Origin of the sequence: Candidatus Kinetoplastibacterium oncopeltii TCC290E, assembly GCF_000340865.1 — a bacterium.
Taxonomy (GTDB): Bacteria; Pseudomonadota; Gammaproteobacteria; order Burkholderiales; family Burkholderiaceae_B; genus Kinetoplastidibacterium; species Kinetoplastidibacterium stringomonadis.
In genome coordinates this window covers 260,325-283,737 of sequence record NC_020299.1, presented here as the reverse complement: position 1 = coordinate 283,737, position 23,413 = coordinate 260,325, and the positions used below count along the sequence as shown (strand labels likewise).

General features: G+C 31.1%; 20 protein-coding genes and 1 tRNA gene. 5 read left to right on the top strand and 16 right to left on the bottom strand.

Annotation, left to right across the window (positions count from 1 at the left end; genetic code table 11):
- Position 1: 1 nt before the first annotated feature.
- The 8 genes from hscA to uvrB all read right to left on the bottom strand — a co-directional run bounded on the left by hscA (position 2) and on the right by uvrB (position 7,537).
- Entirely contained in the window at positions 2 to 1,837 is a 1,836-nt protein-coding gene (gene hscA, locus CONE_RS01300; RefSeq protein WP_015396946.1) for a Fe-S protein assembly chaperone HscA, read from the bottom strand.
- A 41-nt stretch (positions 1,838 to 1,878) separates the two neighbouring features.
- A complete protein-coding gene (hscB, locus tag CONE_RS01295; protein ID WP_015396945.1) occupies positions 1,879 to 2,397 on the bottom strand; it encodes a Fe-S protein assembly co-chaperone HscB in 519 nt (172 codons plus the stop codon).
- A gap of 13 nt (positions 2,398 to 2,410) precedes the next feature.
- On the bottom strand, positions 2,411 to 2,734 hold the full coding sequence (locus CONE_RS01290) for a HesB/IscA family protein (RefSeq protein ID WP_015396944.1): 324 nt from the start codon (positions 2,732 to 2,734) through the stop codon (positions 2,411 to 2,413).
- 17 nt (positions 2,735 to 2,751) lie between these two features.
- Positions 2,752 to 3,138 (bottom strand): Fe-S cluster assembly scaffold IscU, encoded by a 387-nt coding sequence (iscU, locus tag CONE_RS01285; RefSeq protein WP_015396943.1) that lies wholly within the window; start codon positions 3,136 to 3,138, stop codon positions 2,752 to 2,754.
- A 27-nt stretch (positions 3,139 to 3,165) separates the two neighbouring features.
- Entirely contained in the window at positions 3,166 to 4,386 is a 1,221-nt protein-coding gene (locus CONE_RS01280; RefSeq protein WP_041862193.1) for an IscS subfamily cysteine desulfurase, read from the bottom strand.
- Between the two features lie 34 nt (positions 4,387 to 4,420).
- The gene (locus CONE_RS01275; protein WP_015396941.1) at positions 4,421 to 4,918 is read right to left on the bottom strand and encodes an Rrf2 family transcriptional regulator; all 498 of its coding nucleotides are present in this window, start codon (positions 4,916 to 4,918) and stop codon (positions 4,421 to 4,423) included.
- 108 nt (positions 4,919 to 5,026) lie between these two features.
- Positions 5,027 to 5,491, bottom strand: coding sequence for a low molecular weight protein-tyrosine-phosphatase (locus CONE_RS01270; RefSeq protein WP_015396940.1), 465 nt, complete (start codon positions 5,489 to 5,491; stop codon positions 5,027 to 5,029).
- Positions 5,492 to 5,521: 30 nt separating this feature from the next.
- Positions 5,522 to 7,537 carry an excinuclease ABC subunit UvrB gene (gene uvrB, locus CONE_RS01265; RefSeq protein ID WP_015396939.1) on the bottom strand — a complete coding sequence of 672 codons (2,016 nt, stop codon included), beginning with the start codon at positions 7,535 to 7,537 and terminating at the stop codon, positions 5,522 to 5,524.
- A 68-nt stretch (positions 7,538 to 7,605) separates the two neighbouring features.
- Between uvrB and CONE_RS01260 the strand changes: the two genes are divergently transcribed.
- Positions 7,606 to 8,811 carry an amino acid aminotransferase gene (locus CONE_RS01260; protein WP_015396938.1) on the top strand — a complete coding sequence of 402 codons (1,206 nt, stop codon included), beginning with the start codon at positions 7,606 to 7,608 and terminating at the stop codon, positions 8,809 to 8,811.
- Positions 8,812 to 8,866: 55 nt separating this feature from the next.
- Here CONE_RS01260 and lon read toward each other — a convergent pair whose 3' ends face one another.
- The 6 genes from lon to CONE_RS01230 all read right to left on the bottom strand — a co-directional run bounded on the left by lon (position 8,867) and on the right by CONE_RS01230 (position 15,673).
- Positions 8,867 to 11,287 carry an endopeptidase La gene (gene lon / locus CONE_RS01255; RefSeq protein ID WP_015396937.1) on the bottom strand — a complete coding sequence of 807 codons (2,421 nt, stop codon included), beginning with the start codon at positions 11,285 to 11,287 and terminating at the stop codon, positions 8,867 to 8,869.
- A 160-nt stretch (positions 11,288 to 11,447) separates the two neighbouring features.
- Positions 11,448 to 12,698 (bottom strand): ATP-dependent Clp protease ATP-binding subunit ClpX, encoded by a 1,251-nt coding sequence (gene clpX / locus CONE_RS01250; RefSeq protein ID WP_015396936.1) that lies wholly within the window; start codon positions 12,696 to 12,698, stop codon positions 11,448 to 11,450.
- A gap of 69 nt (positions 12,699 to 12,767) precedes the next feature.
- A complete protein-coding gene (gene clpP, locus CONE_RS01245; RefSeq protein WP_015396935.1) occupies positions 12,768 to 13,400 on the bottom strand; it encodes an ATP-dependent Clp endopeptidase proteolytic subunit ClpP in 633 nt (210 codons plus the stop codon).
- Positions 13,397 to 14,713, bottom strand: a complete 1,317-nt coding sequence (tig, locus tag CONE_RS01240) for a trigger factor (RefSeq protein ID WP_015396934.1) — start codon at positions 14,711 to 14,713, stop codon at positions 13,397 to 13,399. Before tig ends, clpP begins: the two co-directional genes overlap by 4 nt.
- 272 nt (positions 14,714 to 14,985) lie before the next feature.
- A complete protein-coding gene (locus tag CONE_RS01235; RefSeq protein WP_041862236.1) occupies positions 14,986 to 15,189 on the bottom strand; it encodes a cold-shock protein in 204 nt (67 codons plus the stop codon).
- Between the two features lie 399 nt (positions 15,190 to 15,588).
- A tRNA-Leu gene (locus CONE_RS01230) sits at positions 15,589 to 15,673 on the bottom strand.
- A gap of 48 nt (positions 15,674 to 15,721) precedes the next feature.
- On the opposite strand from CONE_RS01230, the gene dapC reads away from it, so the two are divergent.
- The 4 genes from dapC to prmB are packed head-to-tail and all read left to right on the top strand — an operon-like array spanning position 15,722 to position 19,826.
- Positions 15,722 to 16,927 (top strand): succinyldiaminopimelate transaminase, encoded by a 1,206-nt coding sequence (gene dapC, locus CONE_RS01225; RefSeq protein ID WP_015396932.1) that lies wholly within the window; start codon positions 15,722 to 15,724, stop codon positions 16,925 to 16,927.
- A 35-nt stretch (positions 16,928 to 16,962) separates the two neighbouring features.
- Positions 16,963 to 17,784 carry a 2,3,4,5-tetrahydropyridine-2,6-dicarboxylate N-succinyltransferase gene (gene dapD, locus CONE_RS01220; protein WP_148283591.1) on the top strand — a complete coding sequence of 274 codons (822 nt, stop codon included), beginning with the start codon at positions 16,963 to 16,965 and terminating at the stop codon, positions 17,782 to 17,784.
- The gene (gene dapE, locus CONE_RS01215; RefSeq protein ID WP_015396930.1) at positions 17,784 to 18,923 is read left to right on the top strand and encodes a succinyl-diaminopimelate desuccinylase; all 1,140 of its coding nucleotides are present in this window, start codon (positions 17,784 to 17,786) and stop codon (positions 18,921 to 18,923) included. The genes dapD and dapE overlap by 1 nt, the downstream gene beginning before the upstream one ends.
- A 6-nt stretch (positions 18,924 to 18,929) precedes the next feature.
- A complete protein-coding gene (prmB, locus tag CONE_RS01210) occupies positions 18,930 to 19,826 on the top strand; it encodes a 50S ribosomal protein L3 N(5)-glutamine methyltransferase (protein WP_015396929.1) in 897 nt (298 codons plus the stop codon).
- 11 nt (positions 19,827 to 19,837) lie between these two features.
- Here the strand turns inward: prmB and CONE_RS01205 are convergent, their stop codons facing one another.
- Positions 19,838 to 22,090: a UvrD-helicase domain-containing protein gene (locus CONE_RS01205; RefSeq protein ID WP_015396928.1), complete on the bottom strand. Its 2,253-nt coding sequence runs from the start codon at positions 22,088 to 22,090 to the stop codon at positions 19,838 to 19,840.
- Between the two features lie 647 nt (positions 22,091 to 22,737).
- A complete protein-coding gene (gene purN, locus CONE_RS01200; RefSeq protein WP_015396927.1) occupies positions 22,738 to 23,391 on the bottom strand; it encodes a phosphoribosylglycinamide formyltransferase in 654 nt (217 codons plus the stop codon).
- Positions 23,392 to 23,413: the final 22 nt, after the last annotated feature.

The following is a 23,413-nucleotide window of genomic DNA, read 5'->3' as shown; positions in this document are numbered from 1 at the left end:
TTTATTCAATATTTTTATACAATAAAGCCTCTTTGAGAGACTTATTAATTTTCAATTTTAGAAAATTCTCATTTAAAGCTGAAAAATAATTTATTTCATCCTTAATAATCTCAGAATTATCATTGTATATTTTCAATATATTATTTGCATTAATAATTCTATTTTGTAGATTAAATAATTCGTGTTCGTTAATAAGATCAGAATCCTTACTAAGTATTGTGTTTATAGATTCTAATAAATCTCTTAGTTTTGACTTTAATTTGAAAGATAATGAAAAATTTTCTTTATTTTCTGAAGAGGAATTCTCTGATAAAAGCAGGCTTCTTATTTCATCATGTGACATTTTACTTAAATTATTAACTTTTATGCTTGATATCAAACCAGAACTCTCTTCTTTAGCTGATACTAATAACAACCCATCAGCATCTATTTGAAAAGTCACGTTAATACGGGCCTGACCAGCTGGCATAGATGTAATATTATTTAATTCAAAATATGCTAAAGAACGACATTGTGATACTAAATTACTTTCACCTTGAAGAACATGTATCTTCATAGAAGATTGTCCATTTTTCATGGTAGTAAAATCCTGAGAGTGAGCAATAGGAATTTTACTATTCCGAGGAATAATGTGCTCTACTAATCCACCTGCAACTTCTATGCCTAGCGACAAAGGCGTAACATCTAAAAGTTGCCATTCTTTACTCAAGGATCCTCTATTCAATAATATATCACCATAAAGAGCTGCACCAATAGCAACAACTTTATCTGGATCAAGATTAAATAATGGCTCTTTTTTAAAGTATTTAGTTACAAAATTACGTATTATAGGCATTCTAGTAGATCCACCTACCATTATAACCCCTGAAATATCTTTAGTACTTAATTTAGCATCCAATAATGAGTTTTTTATACATGTAGATATTCTCATAAGTAAATGATTTACTAGGTTATGGAAAATATCATTGCTTATTTCTATAGTATTTCCGATTTCTGATGGCAAATAGAACATTGATGATTCATTACATGATAAATGTTCTCTAGTTTCTCTTGCTATTCTCATCAAACTCTTTTTTTTCTCAAAAGTTACTTCATTATCAGGCAATAAGCTTAAAACATGATTAACAATTGCCAAATCAAAGTCATCTCCTCCTAACGCATTATCCCCTGAGGTAGCTATAACATCAAAAACACCATCAGTTAATTTTAGAATAGAAATATCAAAAGTACCTCCACCTAAATCAAACACTGCATAGGTGCCTTCTTTATTATTATCAACGCCATAAGCAATAGCAGCAGCCGTAGGCTCATTTATCAAGCGTAATACATTTAGGCCTGCTAGTCTTGCTGCTTCCCTAGTATCTTGTCTCTGAGTTTCGTTAAAATAAGCAGGAACAGTAATAACAACATCTTTAACATCCTTTCCTATTTTATCTACTGCTAGCTTATGCAAGTGACTTAATATTTTGGATGATATCTCTAAAGGAGTAAAATCACCGTATGAAGTGTGTATTTTTAAAACACCATCTTTATCTAATATTTTATAAGTTGAATGCAAATATTTTGAGTCATCAAAAGATCTTCCCATAAACTTTTTAAAAGAAGATATTACTTCATTTATACTTGGTTCCAAAGCATTATGACCAACTAAAATTTCACCATTATCTAGAAAACCAATAACTGATGGAAATAATGATCTATTGAGATTGTCACATATAACCTCCGGAATATCATTATCGTTTACAAAAGCAACTAAAGAGTTTGTGGTTCCTAAGTCAATTCCAAGAATCATTTTCTTAGATCTTTCATTAGGCTCAGATATTTGTAATAGTTCCATCTATATAGACTTTATTTTTGTTAAATTAATATGAAAATCTTCTAGTCAATAAAGACAAGAATTTTTTCTTTTATGTTATTACAAATTTTATCAATAAACATCAATTCATTAATTAATATAGATGCATTGATATAATCAAAATTTACATCTAACAAGTTAGACAATATTAAAAATCTTTCATCTCTTTCTGTATAAAGCACCTTTTCTAATTTTTTTAAGCCGTCAAGATCTTTACTTTTATATAAATCATCAACAGATTCTCTCCATAACAACTGTTGCTCAAGAAAAACAATACTATTATCAGATGTTTTTTTACAGCTAATGCCATTAATTTTGCATATATGGATAGCACGTGATATAGGATCCTTTAACACCTTATAAGCTTCATTTACAAATGATGCCATCTCTATAGAAGATTTACGATCTATATCATCAGAATTTATATATCTATCTGGATGAACAATACAAGATAAATGCCTCCAAGATTTTTCTAACTTATTTTGATCTATAGAAAATGAGACTGGCAATCCAAATGTACTAAAATAATTTAATTGATGCATATAAAATTAATTTTTATACCATAAAAGACTTACCACAACCACATTTAGATTTTTCATTAGGATTCATATATTTGAATCCTTCTTTAAATCCATCTCTAACATAATCCAGTATAGTTCCATCCAGATATATCAAACTATCTGGATCAACAAAAATCTTTATGCCAAAATTTTCGAAAATTATATCATTTTGATTAGAATCATCAACGTACTCTATTTTATAAGAAAGACCAGAGCATCCGTTTATTTGAACTTTCATTCGCAAACCGATGCCCTTACCTCGTTTTTTTAAAAAACGATCTATATGTGAAGCAGCATTTTCAGTTAACTCTATAGACATTTCGTGTCTCTTAAATATTAATCTATCTTATTTTTTAACTTGTAATCATTTATAGCTGATCTTATAGCGTCTTCTGCTAATATAGAACAGTGTATTTTTACAGGTGGTAACGCCAACTCTTCTGCTATCTGCATATTACTAATCTCTTCAGCTTGCGTAAGAGATTTCCCTTTTATCCATTCTGTCACTAATGAACTAGAAGCTATAGCAGACCCGCAGCCATATGTTTTAAAACAAGCGTCTTCGATAATACCATTACCATTAACCTTAATCTGTAATTTCATAACGTCGCCACAAGCAGGTGCTCCGACCATTCCAGTACCAACAGAATCATCATCTTTACTGAAAGATCCTACATTGCGAGGATTCTCATAATGATCCAAAACTTTTTTGCTGTAAGCCATAAATAACATCCTTTTAAAAACTAAACATCAGTGAGATGACCAATCTACCGACCCTAAATCCATGCCGTTTTTAACCATTTCCCATAAAGGAGACATTTCTCTCAATTTACTAACATGTAAATTCAATTCTTGTATGGCGAAATTAATATCATCATCGCAAGAGAATCTACCTAAAGTGAAGCGAATAGAGCTATGAGCTAACTCATCACTTCTTCCTAAAGCACGTAGCACATATGATGGCTCTAGACTGGCTGATGTGCATGCAGAACCACTAGAAACAGCTAGATTTTTCAATGCCATAATTAAAGACTCACCCTCTACATAATTGAAGCTTACATTCAAATTATGTGGAACACCATGTTCAATACTGCCATTTAAATAAACATCATCAATATTAGAAATGCCTGCCCACAGCTTATCTCTCAATAAAGCTATACGTGTATTATCTATATTCATATCCATCTTAGCAATGCGAAATGCCTCTCCCATCCCAACAATCTGATGTGTTGCTAATGTTCCAGATCTAAGACCACGTTCATGACCTCCGCCATGAATTTGTGCTTCAATACGAACTCTAGGCTTGCGACAAATATACAGTGCACCAATACCTTTAGGGCCGTATACCTTATGAGCAGAAAAAGACATCAAGTCCACAGGCATTTGTTGTAGATCTATTTCTAATTTACCAGATGCTTGAGCTGCATCTACATGGAAAATAATTCCTTTATCTCTACATATTTCTCCTATCGATTTTATATCTTGAATAACACCAATCTCATTATTAACTAACATTGTTGAGACTAATATCGTATCTTTTCTAATAGAGTCCTTGAAATAATCAAGATCCAAAAGTCCATTATTCATAACATCAAGATAACTTACATCAAAACCATGTTTCTCGAGATTACGACAAGTATCTAATACTGCTTTATGTTCTGTTTTGATAGTAATTATATGTTTACCCCTTTCAGAGTAAAAATTAGCAGCACCTTTTATAGCTAAGTTATTGGATTCAGTTGCCCCAGAAGTCCAAATAATTTCTCTAGGATCTGCATTGACTAAAGCCGAGATATCTGTTCTAGCACTTTCTATTGCATTCTCAGCTTTCCAACCGAAACTATGACTTCTAGAAGCAGGATTTCCAGGATTATCATACAACCATGGTATCATTTTCTCTATAACTCTTGGATCAACAGGTGTCGTAGCAGAATAATCCATATAGATAGGAAATTTATTTTTTTTTTCCATAATAACCTTCATGTTCTTCTAAATAACTATTTTCTTAAATAGCAGTCAAATTAAATCTGAAATTTTTCATTATATATACTTTATGGTCATTTTGAGCTGAGTGATTTAGACCATTATGATGAATTGTAAGATCTAGTAAAGAAATAGAGCTAAGATAATCAAGCATTTTTTTATTTAAGTCAGACCATAAATCATGAGTTAAACATTTTTTATATTCACCAGTTAATTTATCCTTTATACAATTAACCTTTCCTCCACAACTAGTAGAATCTATACATTCCTCAACAGCAAATATAATATCTGCTAAAGTTATCTTATCTGGTAATTTAGCCAGATAATAACCACCTTTGGGTCCACGCATACCTCTGACTAGAGAACATTTTCTCAATTTAACGAATAATTGCTCTAAATAATATAGTGAAATATTGTTGCGCTGACTAATAGAAACAATGCTAACCCTGCCAGCATCTTGATTCAATGCTAAATCCAACATAGCAGTAACAGCGAAACGACCTTTAGTAGTTAACCGCATTATAAAATCCCGTAAGCAATTCCATTGGAACATTGTATCACAATTCCAGAGTATTTCTATAAGGAATTAATAAGCAAGAAATTTTTAATGTATCTAAAATAAATACGTTTAAAAACCTATGTAATCAACTAAGCCATTACAAGCATTTTCAATGTAATCTATAACTAATTTAAATCCATAGCAATTTCCGTAATATGGATCAGGAACTTCAAAATTCTTATACAAATTGGAAAAATGAGTTAAAAGTTTTAGCTTGTTAAAACACTCATAGGGACAAATCTCTTTCATATGTTGGATATTTTTAAAATCCATAGCTAGTATAAAATCAAAACAGAAAAAATCTATATTTTCTAATTTTCTTGCTATATGATTACTGATGTCATAGCCCCTTAATAATGCTTCTTTTACTGATCGATCATCAGGTTTTCTTCCAATGTAATATGGATGAGTCCCTGCAGAATCTACATTAAAACTTCCTTCTATTCCTTTTTCTATTAATATCTTTTTAAATATTCCTTCTGCCGTCGGAGAACGACAAATATTACCAGTACACACGAAAAGAATATTATTCATAGTTATGTCCTAAAAGACTATAAGAATATTTTAACTAAATAAAAGAAGTTCTTTTAATGCATTCAGAGAATCACGAGCCTCAGCAGCTTTTTCAAATTCTAATTTATTAGCGTGGTCTACCATAGATTTCTCCAGTCTTTTAATTTCCTTCGATAATTTTTTATGAGATTTTACAATTTTTTTATCGAAATTAACTGGTAAGGATTTGTTATTAACAACAACTCCATCTATAAGCTCTCTTATATCTTTTTTAATACCAGTTGCTTTGATTCCATGTAGGGAATTGAATTCTAATTGTCTTTCTCTTCTCCTTTGCGTTTCATCTATAGCTTTTCGCATAGATTCTGTCATTTTGTCAGCATATAATATTGAGTGACCATTCAAATTCCTAGCAGCTCTACCTATAGTCTGAATCAAACTACGTTCTGATCTTAAAAAACCTTCTTTATCTGCATCAAGGATAGCTACTAAAGATACCTCTGGTATATCTAGTCCTTCTCTTAGTAAATTTATTCCTACTAAAACATCAAAAGACCCGATACGCAAATCTCTTAATATCTCAGCTCTTTCAACAGTATCTATATCTGAGTGTAAATATCTTACTTTTATGCCATTTTCCTTCAAAAAATCGGTTAAATTTTCAGACATTCGTTTTGTTAATGTTGTAACAAATATTCTCTCTTTTAATACAATTCTTTTTTTTATCTGATATAAAAGATCATCAATCTGTGTTTTTGCTGGCCTAACCTCAACAACTGGATCAACTAATCCAGTTGGTCTAACTAATTGCTCAACCACATTGCTAGAATGTTCTTTTTCGTAATTAGAAGGAGTTGCTGAGACGAAAATGCATTGCTTAACCATATTTTCAAATTCTTCGAACTTTAATGGTCTATTATCCAGTGCTGAAGGTAAACGAAAACCATGTCTTGCTAAAGTTTCTTTTCTGGATCTGTCTCCATAATACATACCTGATAATTGACCGAGGGTTATATGACTCTCATCGATAAATATAATGGCATCTGATGGTAAATAGCTCATCAAAGTACTTGGAGGAGCTCCTGGCAAGGATTTAGAAATATGTCTAGTATAATTTTCAATACCTTTGCAAAAACCTGTTTCTTGTAACATTTCTAAATCAAATCCTGTTCTCTGTTCTAAGCGTTTTGCTTCTAGAATTTTATTATTCTTTATTAAAAAATTTAACTGCTGTCTTAGTTCATCTTTTATAGTATCAATAGCTGATAGTATTGTTTCTCTGGGAACAGCATAGTGAGAAACAGGGTATAAAGCAAAGCGAGAAACATCTTGAAATATTTTACCAATGACTGGATCAAATAGAGATAATTTCTCTATCTTGTCATCAACCAAATAAACTCTCAACGCTAAATCAAAGCTCTCAGCTGGGAAAATATCTATATATTCGCCACGAACACGAAATTTAGATCTAGAAAATTCTTCATCATCCCTAACATACTGCATATCTATCAAATTTTTTAAAAATTCATCTCTAGATACTAAATTACCTAAACGTAACGAAAAGGCCATAGAATTATAACAAGTCATGTCACCAATACCATATATACAAGATACAGTGCTGACTATAATGGTATCACGCCTTTCTACTAGACTTTTAGTTGCTGATAAACGCATTTGCTCTATGTGAGCATTAATGCGAGAATCTTTTTCAATAAAGATATCTTTTGATGCTATATAAGCCTCTGGTTGATAAAAATCATAATAAGAAACAAAATACTCAACTGCATTTTTAGGAAAAAAGTCCCTCATTTCTGAATATAATTGTGCAGCTAATGTTTTATTTGGAGCCAATATCAAAGATGGTCTGCCAGTTCTTGCTATCACATTTGCCATAGTATAAGTTTTACCAGAGCCAGTAACCCCTAATAAAGTCTGATAACGTAAACCATCTTCTAAACCATTCATTAATTTATCAATTGCCTCTGGCTGATCACCTGCTGGCTTATAAGGCTGAAAAAGATTGAATGGACTGTTGCTAGAAAAAGCTACAAATCTATTATTTGTCATGTTAGACTCTAAACTGTAAAGGGATTGTTTAAATTCATTATACTAAATCTATAACATTGATGAGCATCATGAAAGATATATTTAAATCTGTCAAACTAGCAGCTAATGATCCTATATTAGGGTTAAATGAAAAATTTAATTCAGACAATAGATTGGATAAGGTAAACCTAGGGGTTGGTGTATACTACGATAAAAACGGTCAAATTCCTTTAATGGAAGTGGTTAGCGAATCTGAAGAGTTTTTTGCATCAAAAAAACTACCTAGAGGTTATTTACCTATTGATGGTATTCCCAACTATAACAAGAATGTAATGAAATTACTACTTGGAGCTAATTCAAGTAAAATTAAAGAAAAAAATGTACTAACAGTGCAAACGATTGGTGGGACTGGAGCTCTAAAGATTGGAGCAGACTTCTTGCATCAATTATCGCCAAATTCTAAGGTATTAATCAGCGACCCAAGCTGGGAAAATCATAGAGCTATATTCGAAAAATCAGGGTTCTTAGTTGATACTTACCCATACTATGATTCAGATATTAACGATATTGCATTTGATAAAATGATTGAGCATTTAAATGCCACATCTAGTGGAACAATAGTAGTTCTGCATGCTTGCTGCCATAATCCTACCGGTATTGATCCAACTGAAAAACAGTGGAATATAATAGCAAAAATAATTAAAGAACGAAATTTAATACCATTCTTAGATATTGCATATCAGGGTTTTGGTAATGGATTATCTGAAGATGCATATGTAATTAGAATGTTTGCAGATATGCACATACCATCATTTATAAGCTCTTCATTTTCAAAATCATTCGCATTGTATGGTGAACGTGTTGGTGCATTAACAATAATAACTAACAGCGAAGATGAAACAATTAGAGTACTTAGCCAAATTAAAAGGTTAATAAGAACTAATTATTCAAATCCTCCTACACATGGAGCCAATATAGTCAATCATGTATTAAGTTCTGATGATCTTTTTAAGAAATGGGAAAATGAACTATCAGACATGAGAGATAGAATTAAACTGATGCGTAAAAAACTTGTTCAAAAAATCAGTAATTGTAGCAATAAAAAAGATTTTAGTTTTGTATTAAATCAAAGAGGGATGTTTTCTTACTCTGGATTAACATCACATCAAGTCGACATACTGCGCGAACAACACGGCATATATGCCGTATCTAGTGGCAGGATATGTGTTGCAGCGCTAAATGACAATAATATTGAAATCGTTGCAGATAGCATAGCACAGGTCTTAGATAAATAGCAAAATATGAATATGAGCAGGAATTATAAAATTCCTGCTCATATATTGTTGTTGCTTAATGTTTTGTTATTTTATTATCGTTATTTTTTGTATTCTTCTTTCCTACTTTACTTTTAATAGAATTGTCTACAAATTCAGGTGATCTTTCCAGCGATATCTCGAGAACTTTGTCTATCCATTTTACAGGAATTATTTCTAAGCTTTCTTTTATAGAATCAGGTATTTCAGACAAATCTTTTATATTATCGTTGGGAATTAAAACTGTTTTTACTCCTCCTCTACGAGCTGCTAGCAGCTTTTCCTTTAATCCACCGATTGGAAGAACCTCACCTCTTAATGTAATTTCACCTGTCATAGCAATATCAAATCTAACTGGTATACGTGTTAATGCAGAAACCATTGCAGTAGCAATAGCTATGCCAGCAGAAGGACCGTCTTTGGGAGTAGCTCCTTCAGGAACATGTACATGCATATCTCTTTTATCAAAGACGTCATCTTGTAAACCAAATGAACTCAATCTGGATCTAACTACAGTACGAGCAGCTTCTACAGACTCTTTCATGACCTCACCTAAAGATCCTGTGCGTAATATATTACCTTTTCCAGAGACATCTGCCACCTCAATAGTTAATAAATCACCACCAACCTCAGTCCATGCTAAACCTGTTACTTGCCCTACTCTATTTTCATGATATACTGAATCAAAATCATACCGACGAACACCTAAATAACTCTCAAGGCTATCAGAATCAACTTCAATTAACGAGCTGATCTGATTTTTTTCGCTATTTTCTAATATTTTTCTTACTACTTTGCGACATATTTTACTCATCTCTCTTTCTAAAGAACGGACTCCAGCTTCTCTAGTATAGTATCTTACTATACCTATTAATGCAGAGTCATCTATCTTCAACTCATTTTCTAAAATTCCATTATTTTTCATTATCTTTGGCAAAAGATGATATTTAGCTATATGTAATTTTTCATCATCGGTATACCCTGATAGATTTATAATCTCCATTCTATCTAATAATGCAGGTGGTATATTGAATGTATTACTAGTAGCCACAAACATCACATCAGAAAGATCAAAATCTACTTCTACATAATGATCTTGAAATGTATTATTTTGCTCTGGATCTAATACTTCCAATAAAGCTGAAGCAGGGTCTCCCCTAAAGTCCATACCTATTTTATCTACCTCGTCTAACAGAAATAAAGGATTGCCAACACCAACTTTTGATAAATTTTGTAATATTTTCCCAGGCATAGATCCAATATATGTACGACGATGACCTCGGATCTCAGCTTCATCTCTAACACCACCTAAAGCCATTCTAACAAATTTTCTATTAGTTGCTCTAGCGATAGATTGACCTAAAGAAGTTTTACCAACACCAGGTGGTCCTACTAAACATAAAATAGGAGCTTTTAACTTTTTAACTCTTTTTTGAACAGCAAGATATTCAATAATACGATTTTTTACTTTCTCAAGTCCATAATGATCATTATCTAAAATACTTTCAGCGTTGATTAAATTTATATTTATTTTACTCTTTTTTTTCCAAGGTAAATTTATGACAGTCTCTATATAATTGCGAATTACATTTGCTTCTGCTGACATAGGAGACATCAATTTTAACTTGGATAATTCTGAGTCAATTTTTTTAAAAGCTTCCTTAGATAAACCGGTAGAATTGATCTTTTTTTCTAAATCTTCTAAACCGTTGTCTTCTCCCTCACCAAGCTCTTTCTGAATAGCTTTAAATTGCTCATTAAGATAATAATCTCGCTGGCTCTTGTCCATTTGTTTTTTCACGCGACCACGTATCTTTTTCTCAACTTGTAGAATATCTATCTCTATATCTATATAAGATAGTAATAAATTCATCTGCTCTAATAAAGAGATAGTTTCAAGTAGGCCTTGTTTGTTTTCCAGCTTAATAGGCAAATGTGCAGCTATTGTATATGCTAAACGCTCAGCATCTTTTATATCAAATAATGACGGAATTATCTCTGATGGTATTTTTTTATTTAATTTAAGATATTCATCAAACTGTTCTGTCAGAGCACGACGCAATGCCTCTAATTCTGTTTTGTCAATATTAATATTTTCTATGTAATCAACATTACAAACAAAATGAGTTTCTAGATTATCTATAGATATAATGGATACGCGTTTAATGCCTTCTACTAAAACTTTAACAGTACCATCAGGAAGCTTAAGCATCTGCAAAATGTTAACCAAACAACCTATATTATATAGATCTTCTGCATCAGGATCATCTTTGCTAGCAGACTTCTGAGCTACTAAAATTATTTTCCTGTCAGCTTCCATAGCTATTTCAAGAGCTTTTATAGAGCGAGATCTTCCAACAAATAAAGGTATAGCCATATTTGGGAAAACTACCACATCTCTCAAAGGTAGCAACGGTAAACCTACAGATTCTGAGTGAACAGGCTTGCTGTCCGACATAAGCACATCCTTGAGATAATAAAAATATTAGTTTACGAAAATTATAATTTCTTGATACTTGAATTTTAATCAATAATGGTAATATTGGTATCAATCGTCTATAATTCAATAGTAAAAGATAATAAACTTAAATAAAAATTTAAATAAATAAAAACTATATTCAATTATTTTTTATTACTATAGTTTTTAAGTCATTGTTTTCTGTAATATCTAAAATAACCTTGTATATATCTTCGTTATCAGGAATATCGTACATTATATCAAATAAAGCACTTTCAACTATTGATCTTAAACCTCTAGCACCAGTTTTTCTAGTTAATGCCTTACTAGCAATAAGATGCAACGCTTTTTCTGTAACTTCAAGATCAACATTATCAAGAGAAAATAATTTTTTGAACTGTTTAATGATAGCATTTCTAGGCTCAACTAATACCCTAACTAAAGCAGTTTCATCAAGTTCATCAAGTGAAGCTATGACAGGCAACCTACCGACTAATTCCGGTATCAATCCAAATTTAACCAAATCCCTTGGTTCTACTTTATTAAAATTGTTAAAATCATCATTTTTTGAAAAAACATTTGCAGAGAAACCTATACCTGACTTTTCGGCCCTAAATCTTATAATTTTATCTAATCCATCAAAAGATCCTCCAACTATGAATAATATATTGGTAGTATCTACTTGAATAAAATCTTGATTTGGGTTTTTTCTTCCACCTTTTGAAGGAACTGAAGCTACTGTTCCTTCAATAAACTTTAGTAAAGCTTGTTGCACACCTTCTCCAGAAACGTCTCTTGTTATAGAAGGATTTTCAGATTTTCTAGAAATTTTATCTACTTCGTCAATGTATATAATAGCTTTTTGAGCCTTTTTAATATCGTTATCACAAATTTGCAGCAATTTATGAATAATATTCTCAACATCTTCACCAACATAACCTGCCTCAGTTAACGTTGTAGCATCTGCTATTACAAATGGAACTTCTAAAAATTTTGCCAGAACCTGAGCCAATAAAGTCTTTCCTGATCCAGTAGATCCTATAAGTAAAATATTACTTTTAGATAACTCTACTTCATTGAGGCTATTAGAACTATCAATATCATTAATACGCTTATAATGATTATATACAGCTACAGAAAGTATACGTTTTGGGATATCTTGTCCTATTACATATTGATCAAGATGGTTTTTGATTTGCTTAGGTGTTGGTAGGTTAATTTCAAAATCTTTGCTTATGTGAACAGATGATGTTTTAGATTCCTCAAACATAACCTCATTGCATAAATCAATACACTCATTACAGATGTATAAGGATGAAGGTCCTGATATCAGGCGCTCTACTTCATCCTGTTTCTTTCCACAAAAAGAACAACAAACAACACCATCTAAAGATTCACTTTTTACTGACATAAATTACATCTCTAAATATATAAAATTAGCAACAAAATATAAAACATCGAATAACATAAATAGCAATTATCAGATAGTACGACTAACTAATATCTTATCGATCAATCCGTAATTCAAAGCATCATTAGCTGACATGAAATTATCTCTATCAGTATCATTAGAGATTTTTTCCATAGTTTGACCAGTATTATCTGCTAAGATTTTATTCAGACGATTACGCAATCTAAGTATTTCTTCAGCGTGAATCTGAATATCACTTGCTTGACCCTGTGCTCCACCTGATGGTTGATGTATCATCATGCAAGCATTTGGTAACGAGAACCTTTTCCCTTTTGTGCCAGAAGCTAATAAAAAAGCTCCCATACTTGCAGCAATTCCTACACACATAGTGGAGATATCAGGTTTAATAAAATTCATAGTGTCAAATATAGCCATACCTGCATAAACAGAACCACCTGGAGAATTTACGTAAAGGAATATATCTTTACTTGGGTCATCCGATTCTAAGAATAATAACTGTGCAATTACCAAATTAGCAGAATAATCCGTCACTGGACCTGATAAAAAAACAATCCTTTCTTTTAAAAGCCTAGAATATATATCATATGCACGTTCAGATCTTCCAGACTGTTCGATAACAGTAGGCACATAGTTGAAACTTGTTATTTCTGTATAATCTGTAATTATATTTTTATTTATCATTGTATTCCCATCAAATCTTCAAATGATAGAATTTCATCAGTAACTTTAGCAAGGGAAAAAATATAATTAACTACATTATCTTCTAAAATTAGCATTTTACTATTTGAGTAATGTTTCTTATCAGAAAGATATTGCTTGATAAGTTTTTCAGAATCTTGATAATTTTTTGCAATTGATTTGAAATATTCATTAATTTGTTCATCTGTAGGCAACAAATTATTCTTATTAGATAGTTCAGAAACTAACAGTCCAATACCCACCCTTTTTTTTGCTTCTTCCGAAAAAAGATTAGAAGAGATATTTTCTATATTCTCAGAACTATTCTTTGATTTAATGTTCTCTTTAAAGGCATTCAGCAAGTTATTTTTTTCATCTTCTATCAAAATTTCAGGAATATCAAAACCTATTAAGTTTGAAAGAACATTCATAACAGATTTTTTATTTTTATTCTTTAGTCTAAAATCAATATCACGCTCCAAACTATCTAGTACTTCTTTACGAAGCATTTCAAGATTAAATGATTGGTCATGACTAAATAATTTAGCAAATTCATCATTCAGTTCTGGGAGAATATTTTCGCAAACATCTATAATTTTAATGCGAAATTCAGATGTTTTGCAGGAGAGAGTTTTATCGTGATAATTCTCTGGAAATGTTAAATTAAAGACTTTTTCTTCATTATCAATCATTCCTAGAACAGCATCATCAAATTCAGATAAAAGTTCTCCTCTACCAACCACAAAAGAAAAAGAATCCGAGTTTCCTCCTTGGAAAGGTTTACCATCTATGGTCCCAATAAAACTTAGAGTTACCTTATCTCCTTTAGAAACAACTTTGTCTTTTCTGCGAACAAAAGATGATTTTTGCTGACGCAAAAAATCTATAGTTTTATCTACATCCTTATCTTTTACCTCTGAGGTGTATCTAACTATATCAACATTACAGAAGTCTGGAATAACAACTTCTGGATAAATCTCAAAAGTTGCCTCGAATGTTAATGTGTTGTTATTATTTTCGGTAGGTTTTTTAATAGGAATAATATTTGGCATTCCAACTATATTAATATTCCCTGATTTAATAACTTTTTCGAAAACATCACTCAATTCACTACTAATAATATCTTGTCTTATACTAAAACCATGAGAACGCTCAACCATATTAATAGGGGCCTTACCTGGTCTAAAACCAGAAATTTTTGTTTTCTTAGTAATGTCCTTTAATTGTTTATGAAATTTATCCTCTACATTTGCAACAGAGACTTCTAAAACCACACGGCGCTTCAAACCAGAAAGCGATTCAATCACAGGCTGCATTTAAAAATCCATTAAAATAAATAGTTAAAAAAATTACTGATTTCGGAGATTTTACAGGAAAGTTTTAATATTATAAATTTTTCAAAATTAAATTAGATATAGATAATTCAAAAAAAACCTATCATAAATTAGTATTTTACTATATTTAAAAAATTAAACCTGTATTTAGTTTATCATTCGATAACTAATAAAAATAAAGACCACTTCCATAGTTACAGAAGCGGTCCTCATGCGTAAAAATATTTTATCTATGTATAAAATATTTTTTACTATTACAGTATTTGAATCTTTGTGGCTTGTAAACCTCTAGGTCCATTTGTAACCACAAAGCTTACTCTCTGATTTTCTTCAAGAGATTTAAATCCAGTACCTTGGATTTCAGAAAAATGCACAAAAAGATCTTTGCCTCCAGATTCAGGGGCTATAAAACCGTAACCCTTTTCAGCATTAAACCACTTTACTACTCCAGTTTCCAACATATTATATTTTCCTTGAAACACACAGGCCTAAGCCTTAAAAAACACAATCAAGGAGAGAGCTAAAGAACAATAACCATAACCCGAAGTAGGCAAAGCACTGAACAAAAAACCTCAACACCCAAAATCGTGTTGTAATACTATCCTAATCTTCTAAAATCAAGTCAATAAGATTTCAATATTTAGTGCTAATAATGCAACATTTTATATATTTCGAATGTCTATATAGCAAAAATTCACAATTTATCAAAAAAACAATAACTGTAAATATGAAATTATAATAGTCAAACTATATAAAAAATATTATTGAAACTACTTTCATTTACAATGAAAAAGAATAAAAAACAGTATAAAACAATAGTCAAAATCACAGCTGAGCTGCATAATGACAGAAAACAATGGTGCGAAGGAGGGGACTCGAACCCATACGCCTTGCGGCGCCAGGACCTAAACCTGGTGCGTCTACCAATTTCGCCACCTTCGCTTAGCCATTAATGGTATTATAGCACTTTAATGATTAGAATTGTATATTATGAACAAAAGATTAAATAAATTAAATCCTTATCCATTTGAAAATCTACGTACTCTTTTAAAGAATATAGATAATACAAATGCAAACTATGGTTATATTCCTATTAATTTGTCTATAGGTGAGCCTAAACACGCATCACCACCAATAGTAAAAAACACAATTATAGATAGTTTATATGGACTTTCTATATATCCTTCGACAAAAGGTGATGTGGCTTTAAGAGAGGTTATTTGCAAATGGATAAAAAATCGTTATAAAATAGGATCTGTAGATGCGGAATCACAAGTTTTACCTGCATTGGGTTCTAGGGAAGCATTATTTTCTTTTACCCAAATTGTAATTGATTCAGATTCAGATTCTATTGTGATTTGTCCAAATCCATTTTACCAAATTTATGAAGGAGCAACACTTTTAGCCGGTGCTAAACCATATTATATAAATTTAAATCAAGAAAACAACTTTTCATATGATTGGGATAGTATTCCAGAAAATATTTGGAAAAAAACAAAATTGGTATTCGTTTGTTCTCCAGGGAATCCTGCAGGTAATGTTATAAATCTAGATGAGTGGAAAAAAATATTTTACTTGTCTGATAAATATGGTTTTATTATAGCTTCAGATGAATGTTATTCAGAAATATATGATGAAACGATTACCCCTCCTCTCGGTGGTATGCAAGCTGCTGATATTATTGGTTTAAAAGATTACAATAATCTAGTTGTTTTCTCTAGCTTATCAAAACGGTCAAGCTTACCTGGATTAAGATCAGGCTTCATAGCAGGTGACTCTAAATTATTAAGTAAATTCCTGCTATACAGAACATATAATGGAAGTGCGATGGGACCAGTAGTTGTTAGTGCTAGCATCGCAGCTTGGAGTGATGAAGAACATGTAAAAGAGAATCGTAAATTGTACACTAATAAAATTAATGCAGTTTTACCAATACTACAGAAGGTATTAGATGTAACAAGACCACAAGCCTCATTTTATTTATGGGCAAAAACTCCTGTTGTATCAGATATTACATTCACAAAGGAATTATATAAAAAAACGTCAGTGACTGTACTTCCTGGAAGTTTCTTAGCTAGAGAATCTTTGAGTGGAAACCCTGGTAATAATAGGATAAGAATTGCTTTGGTTTCTTCATTGGAAGAATGTGTTGAAGCAGCAAATAGAATTGTTAACTTCGTTAAAAGCAATATTTAAAATAGCAATATCTTTCATTTACATAAAATATCATGATAAATACAAAATTAAAAAATACGATTGAAAATATTTGGGAATCCAGGTTAAATTTATCCCCTTTAAACTTAAGTACAGAAGCATCTGATGCTATTATAGATACTATAGAATTATTAGATTCGGGTAAGCTAAGAGTCGCTGAAAAAATAAATGACGAATGGATTGTTCATCAATGGCTAAAAAAAGCAGTCTTATTATATTTTAGAATAAAAGAAAATAAGACTGTAGGTAGTGGATCCATGTTGTTTTATGATAAGGTTCCTCTAAAATTTTCTGGTTTTGATGATAAAAAATTTATGGAATCTGGATATAGAGTTGTTCCAGGCGCAATAGCAAGAAAAGGATCTTTTATTGCTAACAATGTAGTTTTAATGCCATCTTACGTTAATATAGGAGCACATATAGACGAAGGCACAATGGTTGATACCTGGGCAACAGTTGGATCATGTGCCCAAATAGGTAAAAATGTACATCTTTCAGGAGGTGTTGGTATAGGCGGAGTTCTAGAGCCTCTACAATCAAATCCAACTATAATAGAGGATAACTGTTTTATTGGAGCACGGTCAGAAGTAGTAGAGGGAGTAATTGTAGAAGAAAATTCTGTTTTAGCTATGGGTGTGTTTATTTCACAGAGCACAAAAATTTTAGATAGAACAACTGGAAAAATAGTTTATGGAAGAGTTCCTTCCGGGTCAGTTGTCGTACCAGGATCAATGCCTTCTTCTGATGGATCACATAGTTTAGCATGTGCTGTTATAGTAAAGAGAGTTGATGCTAAAACTAGATCAAAAACAAGTATAAATGACTTGCTGAGAACATAATGAGCAGTAATTCATCAGTAATCGATATTGCAAAAAGGCTTGTTTCTTTAAAGTCTATTACTCCAGATGATGCTGGATGTCAGAAAATAATATCTGATATCCTATTAAATATTGGGTTCAAATGCAAGACAATAGATAAGAATGGAGTAACTAATCTATGGGCTATAAGGGGTTGTGATAAACCATTATTTGTTTTTGCTGGACATACTGATGTAGTGCCAGCTGGTAAAATAGAAGAATGGATTAGCGACCCTTTCGTACCAACTGAACGTGATAATTACATATATGGGCGCGGAATTTCTGATATGAAAGGTTCTATAGCAGCTTTTTTAGTAGCTACTAAAGAGTTTGTAGAAGAATATCCGAAACATAATGGATCTATCGCTCTTCTTATAACTTCAGATGAAGAAGGAGATGCAATTAATGGCACATCTTTAGTTTGTGACTATTTGAGAGAAAATGATATATCAATAGATTTTTGTGTAGTTGGAGAACCTACTTCAGAAAAAAAACTAGGAGATATTTGTAAAAATGGAAGAAGAGGATCATTATCTGGGAATCTTATTCTAAATGGAATTCAAGGTCATGTAGCATATCCGCAACTAGCTTTAAACCCAATACATTCTTTCTCTCCTGCATTGTCAGATATTATGAACTATAAATGGGACCAAGGAAATGAATATTTCCCTCCTACGACATTTCAGATATCTAACATTCACTCCGGTAATGGTGCAACTAATGTCATACCTGGTGAATTAGAAGTAAAATTTAATTTTCGATTCTCAACAGAAAATACTCCAGATAATCTAAAAAAAGTAATTCATTCGATATTAGATAAATACAAACTAAAATATAAACTAGAATGGATTTTGAATGGAGAACCTTTTATAACCCAAAATGGATCTTTGATAGAAGCAATAACAAAATCTATACTTGAAGAAACAAACATAAAAACTACACTTTCAACATCAGGTGGTACTTCTGATGGACGCTTTATAACAAAAATTAGTAAACAGATCATAGAATTCGGACCTTGCAATGATACTATACATAAAGTCAATGAAAGGATAGAGATTTCATCTCTCAATATACTAAAAAATGTATATAAATCAACATTAAAGAAATTACTTTTAATCTAAATTTTTATGATCAACTACTCTTGCATAAATCAGTTAAAAACCTTGAAGGATATTATTAGATATACAACAACTATATTTAATGAATCAGATATTTTTTTCGGTCACGGAAGTGATAATGCATACGATGAAGCTGTATATCTTATATTGCACGCATTGAATTTGCCTGATGATAATTTAGATATGTTCTTAGATGCTAATATCACAAAAAATGAAATAAGAAAAATACTTTATTTAATTAATAAAAGAGTTACTCTTAGAATACCAATTTCATACTTAACAGAAGAATCTTTATTGCAGGGATATAAATTTTATATAGATAAAAATGTTATAGTACCAAGGTCTCCAATTTCTGAATTAATACAAAACTGTCTATACCCTTGGGTCAAAAATCCAGAATCAATCACAAGTATTCTAGATTTATGCACCGGATCAGGATGCCTTGCAATATTGTCTGCGCTTGCTTTTCAGGAATCTATGTTAACCGCAACCGATATTTCTGTAGAAGCATTAAAAATAGCTAAAAAAAATATCAACTATTACAACTTACAAAATAGAATCACTACAATAAATAGCAATCTGTTTGATGATATACCAATTCATCAGTATGATATTATTATATGTAATCCTCCTTATGTAAATACTCAATCTCTCAACAAACTACCTAAAGAATATTTACACGAGCCAATGATAGCTTTAGATGGAGGTAATGACGGCATGGATATTATAAAAAAAATACTAAAGAATGTTAAAAATTTTCTAAAAAAGGAAGGTATTTTAGTTTTGGAAATAGGTAATGAATATAATAATTTTGTAAAGAATTTTCAAAATATAAATCCAACATGGGTAACTACAATTAATACTGAAAAAAGCATTATGTTACTAAATCAAGAACAGATTCCATGATATAAAGATATCTAATTTTTAATTTCTAACTTGGCTATAGTTAAAGCTAAAGTCTTCATACCATATTTTTGAAAATTAACTTGTGCTTGTGCTGAACTTCCTTCCCCTATCAATTTTACTATAATACCATCACCAAAACGGTTATGATTTACAGATTGACCAACCAAGAATAATTTATCATTTACGATTGAACTTTTATTAGAAGAAGTCGAACCAGAAGTATGAGCTAGATTATTTTTGCTTGGTTTATTGTAATCAATATTTAATTTTTCTTTAAATAATCTACTAGAGTTATTCTTATAAATGTTTTCAAATTTATACCGTTGAATATGATTAGCATCTATCTCATTTAAAAAACGAGAACTTAAAGAATAACGAACCTGCCCCCTCAACATGCGACTGTTCGCCATAGAAATATATAACTTTTCTTCTGCTCTAGTTATTGCAACATACATTAACCTACGTTCTTCCTCTAATCCAGAATCTTCTAATATGCTGTTCTCATGAGGGAATAATCCTTCCTCCGCTCCTGTAATAAAGACAACCTTAAACTCTAAACCTTTAGAAGCATGAACTGTCATTAGTTGTACTGAAGATGCATGATCACCAGATAAGCTTTCATTAGCTTCTAGAGATGAATTTGAAAGAAAGGATAATAGTGGAGTAGAAATAATCTCATCTTCTGTATGTTTATTCACAGAGAATGAACATGATGCAGGGATACTAATACATTTTTCTTCTATAGAAAATACAGTAGCAGCTGTTATGAGCTCTTTCAAATTTTCTAAGCGTTCATACAAATCTTTTTCGCTTTTGTAGTATGAAACCAGGCCGCTACGTTCTATAGTGTAATTTATTAATTCTGGCAAAGTAAGTTTAGTAGAGTTAAGAATAAGATCATCAATTAGATTTGAAAAGGATAATATGCTTATTCCTCCTCTACCAGAAACTTGTTTTGCAGAATCTCTCAAGCTTAAGTTATTTGATTTTGCTAATTCTAAATGGTTTTCTATAGTACGTGCACCAATGCCACGTGATGGGAAATTTACAACTCTCAACCAAGCATTATCGTCATTTGGATTTGCTATGAGTCTTAAATAGGCTAAAGCATGTTTAACTTCTTGACGCTCAAAAAATCTAAGACCACCGTAAACTATATATGATATATTACTAGAAAATAAAGCATGCTCAATAACCCTAGATTGCATATTGCTTCTATACAAAATAGCAATTTTATGAGCATCTGTGCCATTTCTTATTAGATTTCTTATTTCCTCAACTATCCAATGAGCCTCACCTACATCATTAGAATTTTCAACAACCCTAATAAGCTCTCCATCTCCTTGGTCTGTCCATAAAGTTTTGCCAAGACGTCCTTTATTATGTTTTATTAAAGAATTTGCTGCTCCTAGAATATGTCCGAAAGATCTATAGTTTTGCTCTAAACGAATAATGGATCCCTTAGCATAAGTCTTTTCAAATGATGACATGTTATCTACATTTGCACCACGAAATGCATAGATAGACTGATCATCATCACCGACTGCGAAAACGAAGGTTTTTCTTCCAATAAGCAAATCTATCCAACTATATTGCAAATTGTTAGTGTCTTGAAATTCATCTATTAGTATATGAGAAAATTTGTCGTTATATCGTGCTCGTAGATTTTCATTGTTTTTTAAAAGTTCGTAGCATCTTAGCAGCAATTCAGAGAAGTCCACTAAGTCATGCTTAAAACAATAATCTTCATACAATTTATAAAAATCCAACAAATTACGATTACAATTTCTTTGGATATTAACACTAATAAACCTAATCCCATTTTCTTTATGAGAATTTATAAAACGTTGAAAATCTTTTGGCTGATACTTTAAATCATTGATATTATTACTTTTAATTAGCTGTTTTATCAGTGACAATTGGTCTGAGGCATCTATAATTTGAAAATTTCTAGATAGGTTTATATCATCGCAATGAATCCTCAACATTCTATGGCATAAACTATGAAAAGTTCCTATCCAAAGCCTACGTGTGTCGATATTCACCATTCTCAAAACACGAGAAATCATTTCTTTTGCAGCTTTATTGGTAAATGTTACAGCTAAAACGTTAGATATATCAACTTGATTAGTATCTAATAGCCAAGCTAATCTTGATGCTAACACTTTGGTTTTGCCACTGCCTGCTCCAGCTAAAACCAATGCATGTGAAGATTCAAGAGTTACTGCTGCTTTCTGCGCTTTATTAAGTTCTTCTAGAATCATATTTATGATGACCTAACATTAAAACAATTTTAACGAACACATTGGCATCATTATTATGATCCCTATGAGACTAAAATCAAAAATTAATAACAAACTAATTCAAGAGCATATAAAAATCTACAAAACATATCAGAATCTTTTGTTATCTCGATCAAGATATAAATTGGCTATTTCTCAAGCTAAAAAATCAAAATTAACCATAATATAATTATGCAATTACTATCTATGATAATGTATTGTTAAAAACATACTAAACAATAATAAAAAATAATATCATTAGAATTTTATTCTAAATGACATGAGTCAGGTTAAATGTAATACCAATGTAGTACTTTAATCTATGATATTCAACATCATAAAACATGAACCTGCAAAGTAAAATGGTACAAAAAAGATTAGAAAGTTAGCTTTACAAATAAATAAAAATAACAATCGCAAAATTAGAGGCAGATGGTATCATATTTTTTAGAAAATAGTAATTTCAGCAAAAATATGTAGATTTTCTAAAAAATTGATGAAAAAGTGATCCAGACAAAAAACTGACTTGTAAGGATAAAGTAAATAACTATTTAAAATTTGAATAAAAGTTATGTTTCAATAATACAACAATAAAAATTAACTATTGCTTAATTTATCTTAAAAATTAATCATAAATAAAATAAGCCATTATGATTATTCAAAATCATGACTTTATCTTGCTCATCAAGCATAATCTCACTTAAAGTTAACCAGCGAGCCACTGAAGGTAAAACCTTATGCTCAACTTTAAGAACCCTTTCTGATAGAGTTTTAACATCATCATAAGAAAAAACATTAGTATATCCCTGAGCTATTATCGGGCCACTATCTAGCTCTGGAGAAACAAAATGAACAGTACAACCATGAATACGCACACCGCTCTTAATAGCATTACTATGAGTATTTAAACCAGGGAAAGCTGGTAATAAAGAAGGATGTATATTTATTAATTTTCCATAGTATTTTTTTACAAAAGAATAACTAAGTATTCTCATAAAACCAGCTAGCAAAATATAATCCGGAGAGTATTTATCTATCTCTATACTTAAATCTCTATCAAACTCATCTCTACTAGAATAATAGCTACTATCTAAAGAGATGCTATTCAAGCCCTTCTCCTTAGCCCAATCAAGACCTGTTGCTTTAGGATTGTTAGATATCACAGCACTTATATCTGCAGACCAATTCTCATTATTACAAGTTTCAACTAGTTTCTGCATATTGCTTCCTCTACCTGATATAAGTATGACAAATCGACATTTTTTATTAGAATATTTAGCCAAAATAAAATTTTCCTTTTTATTT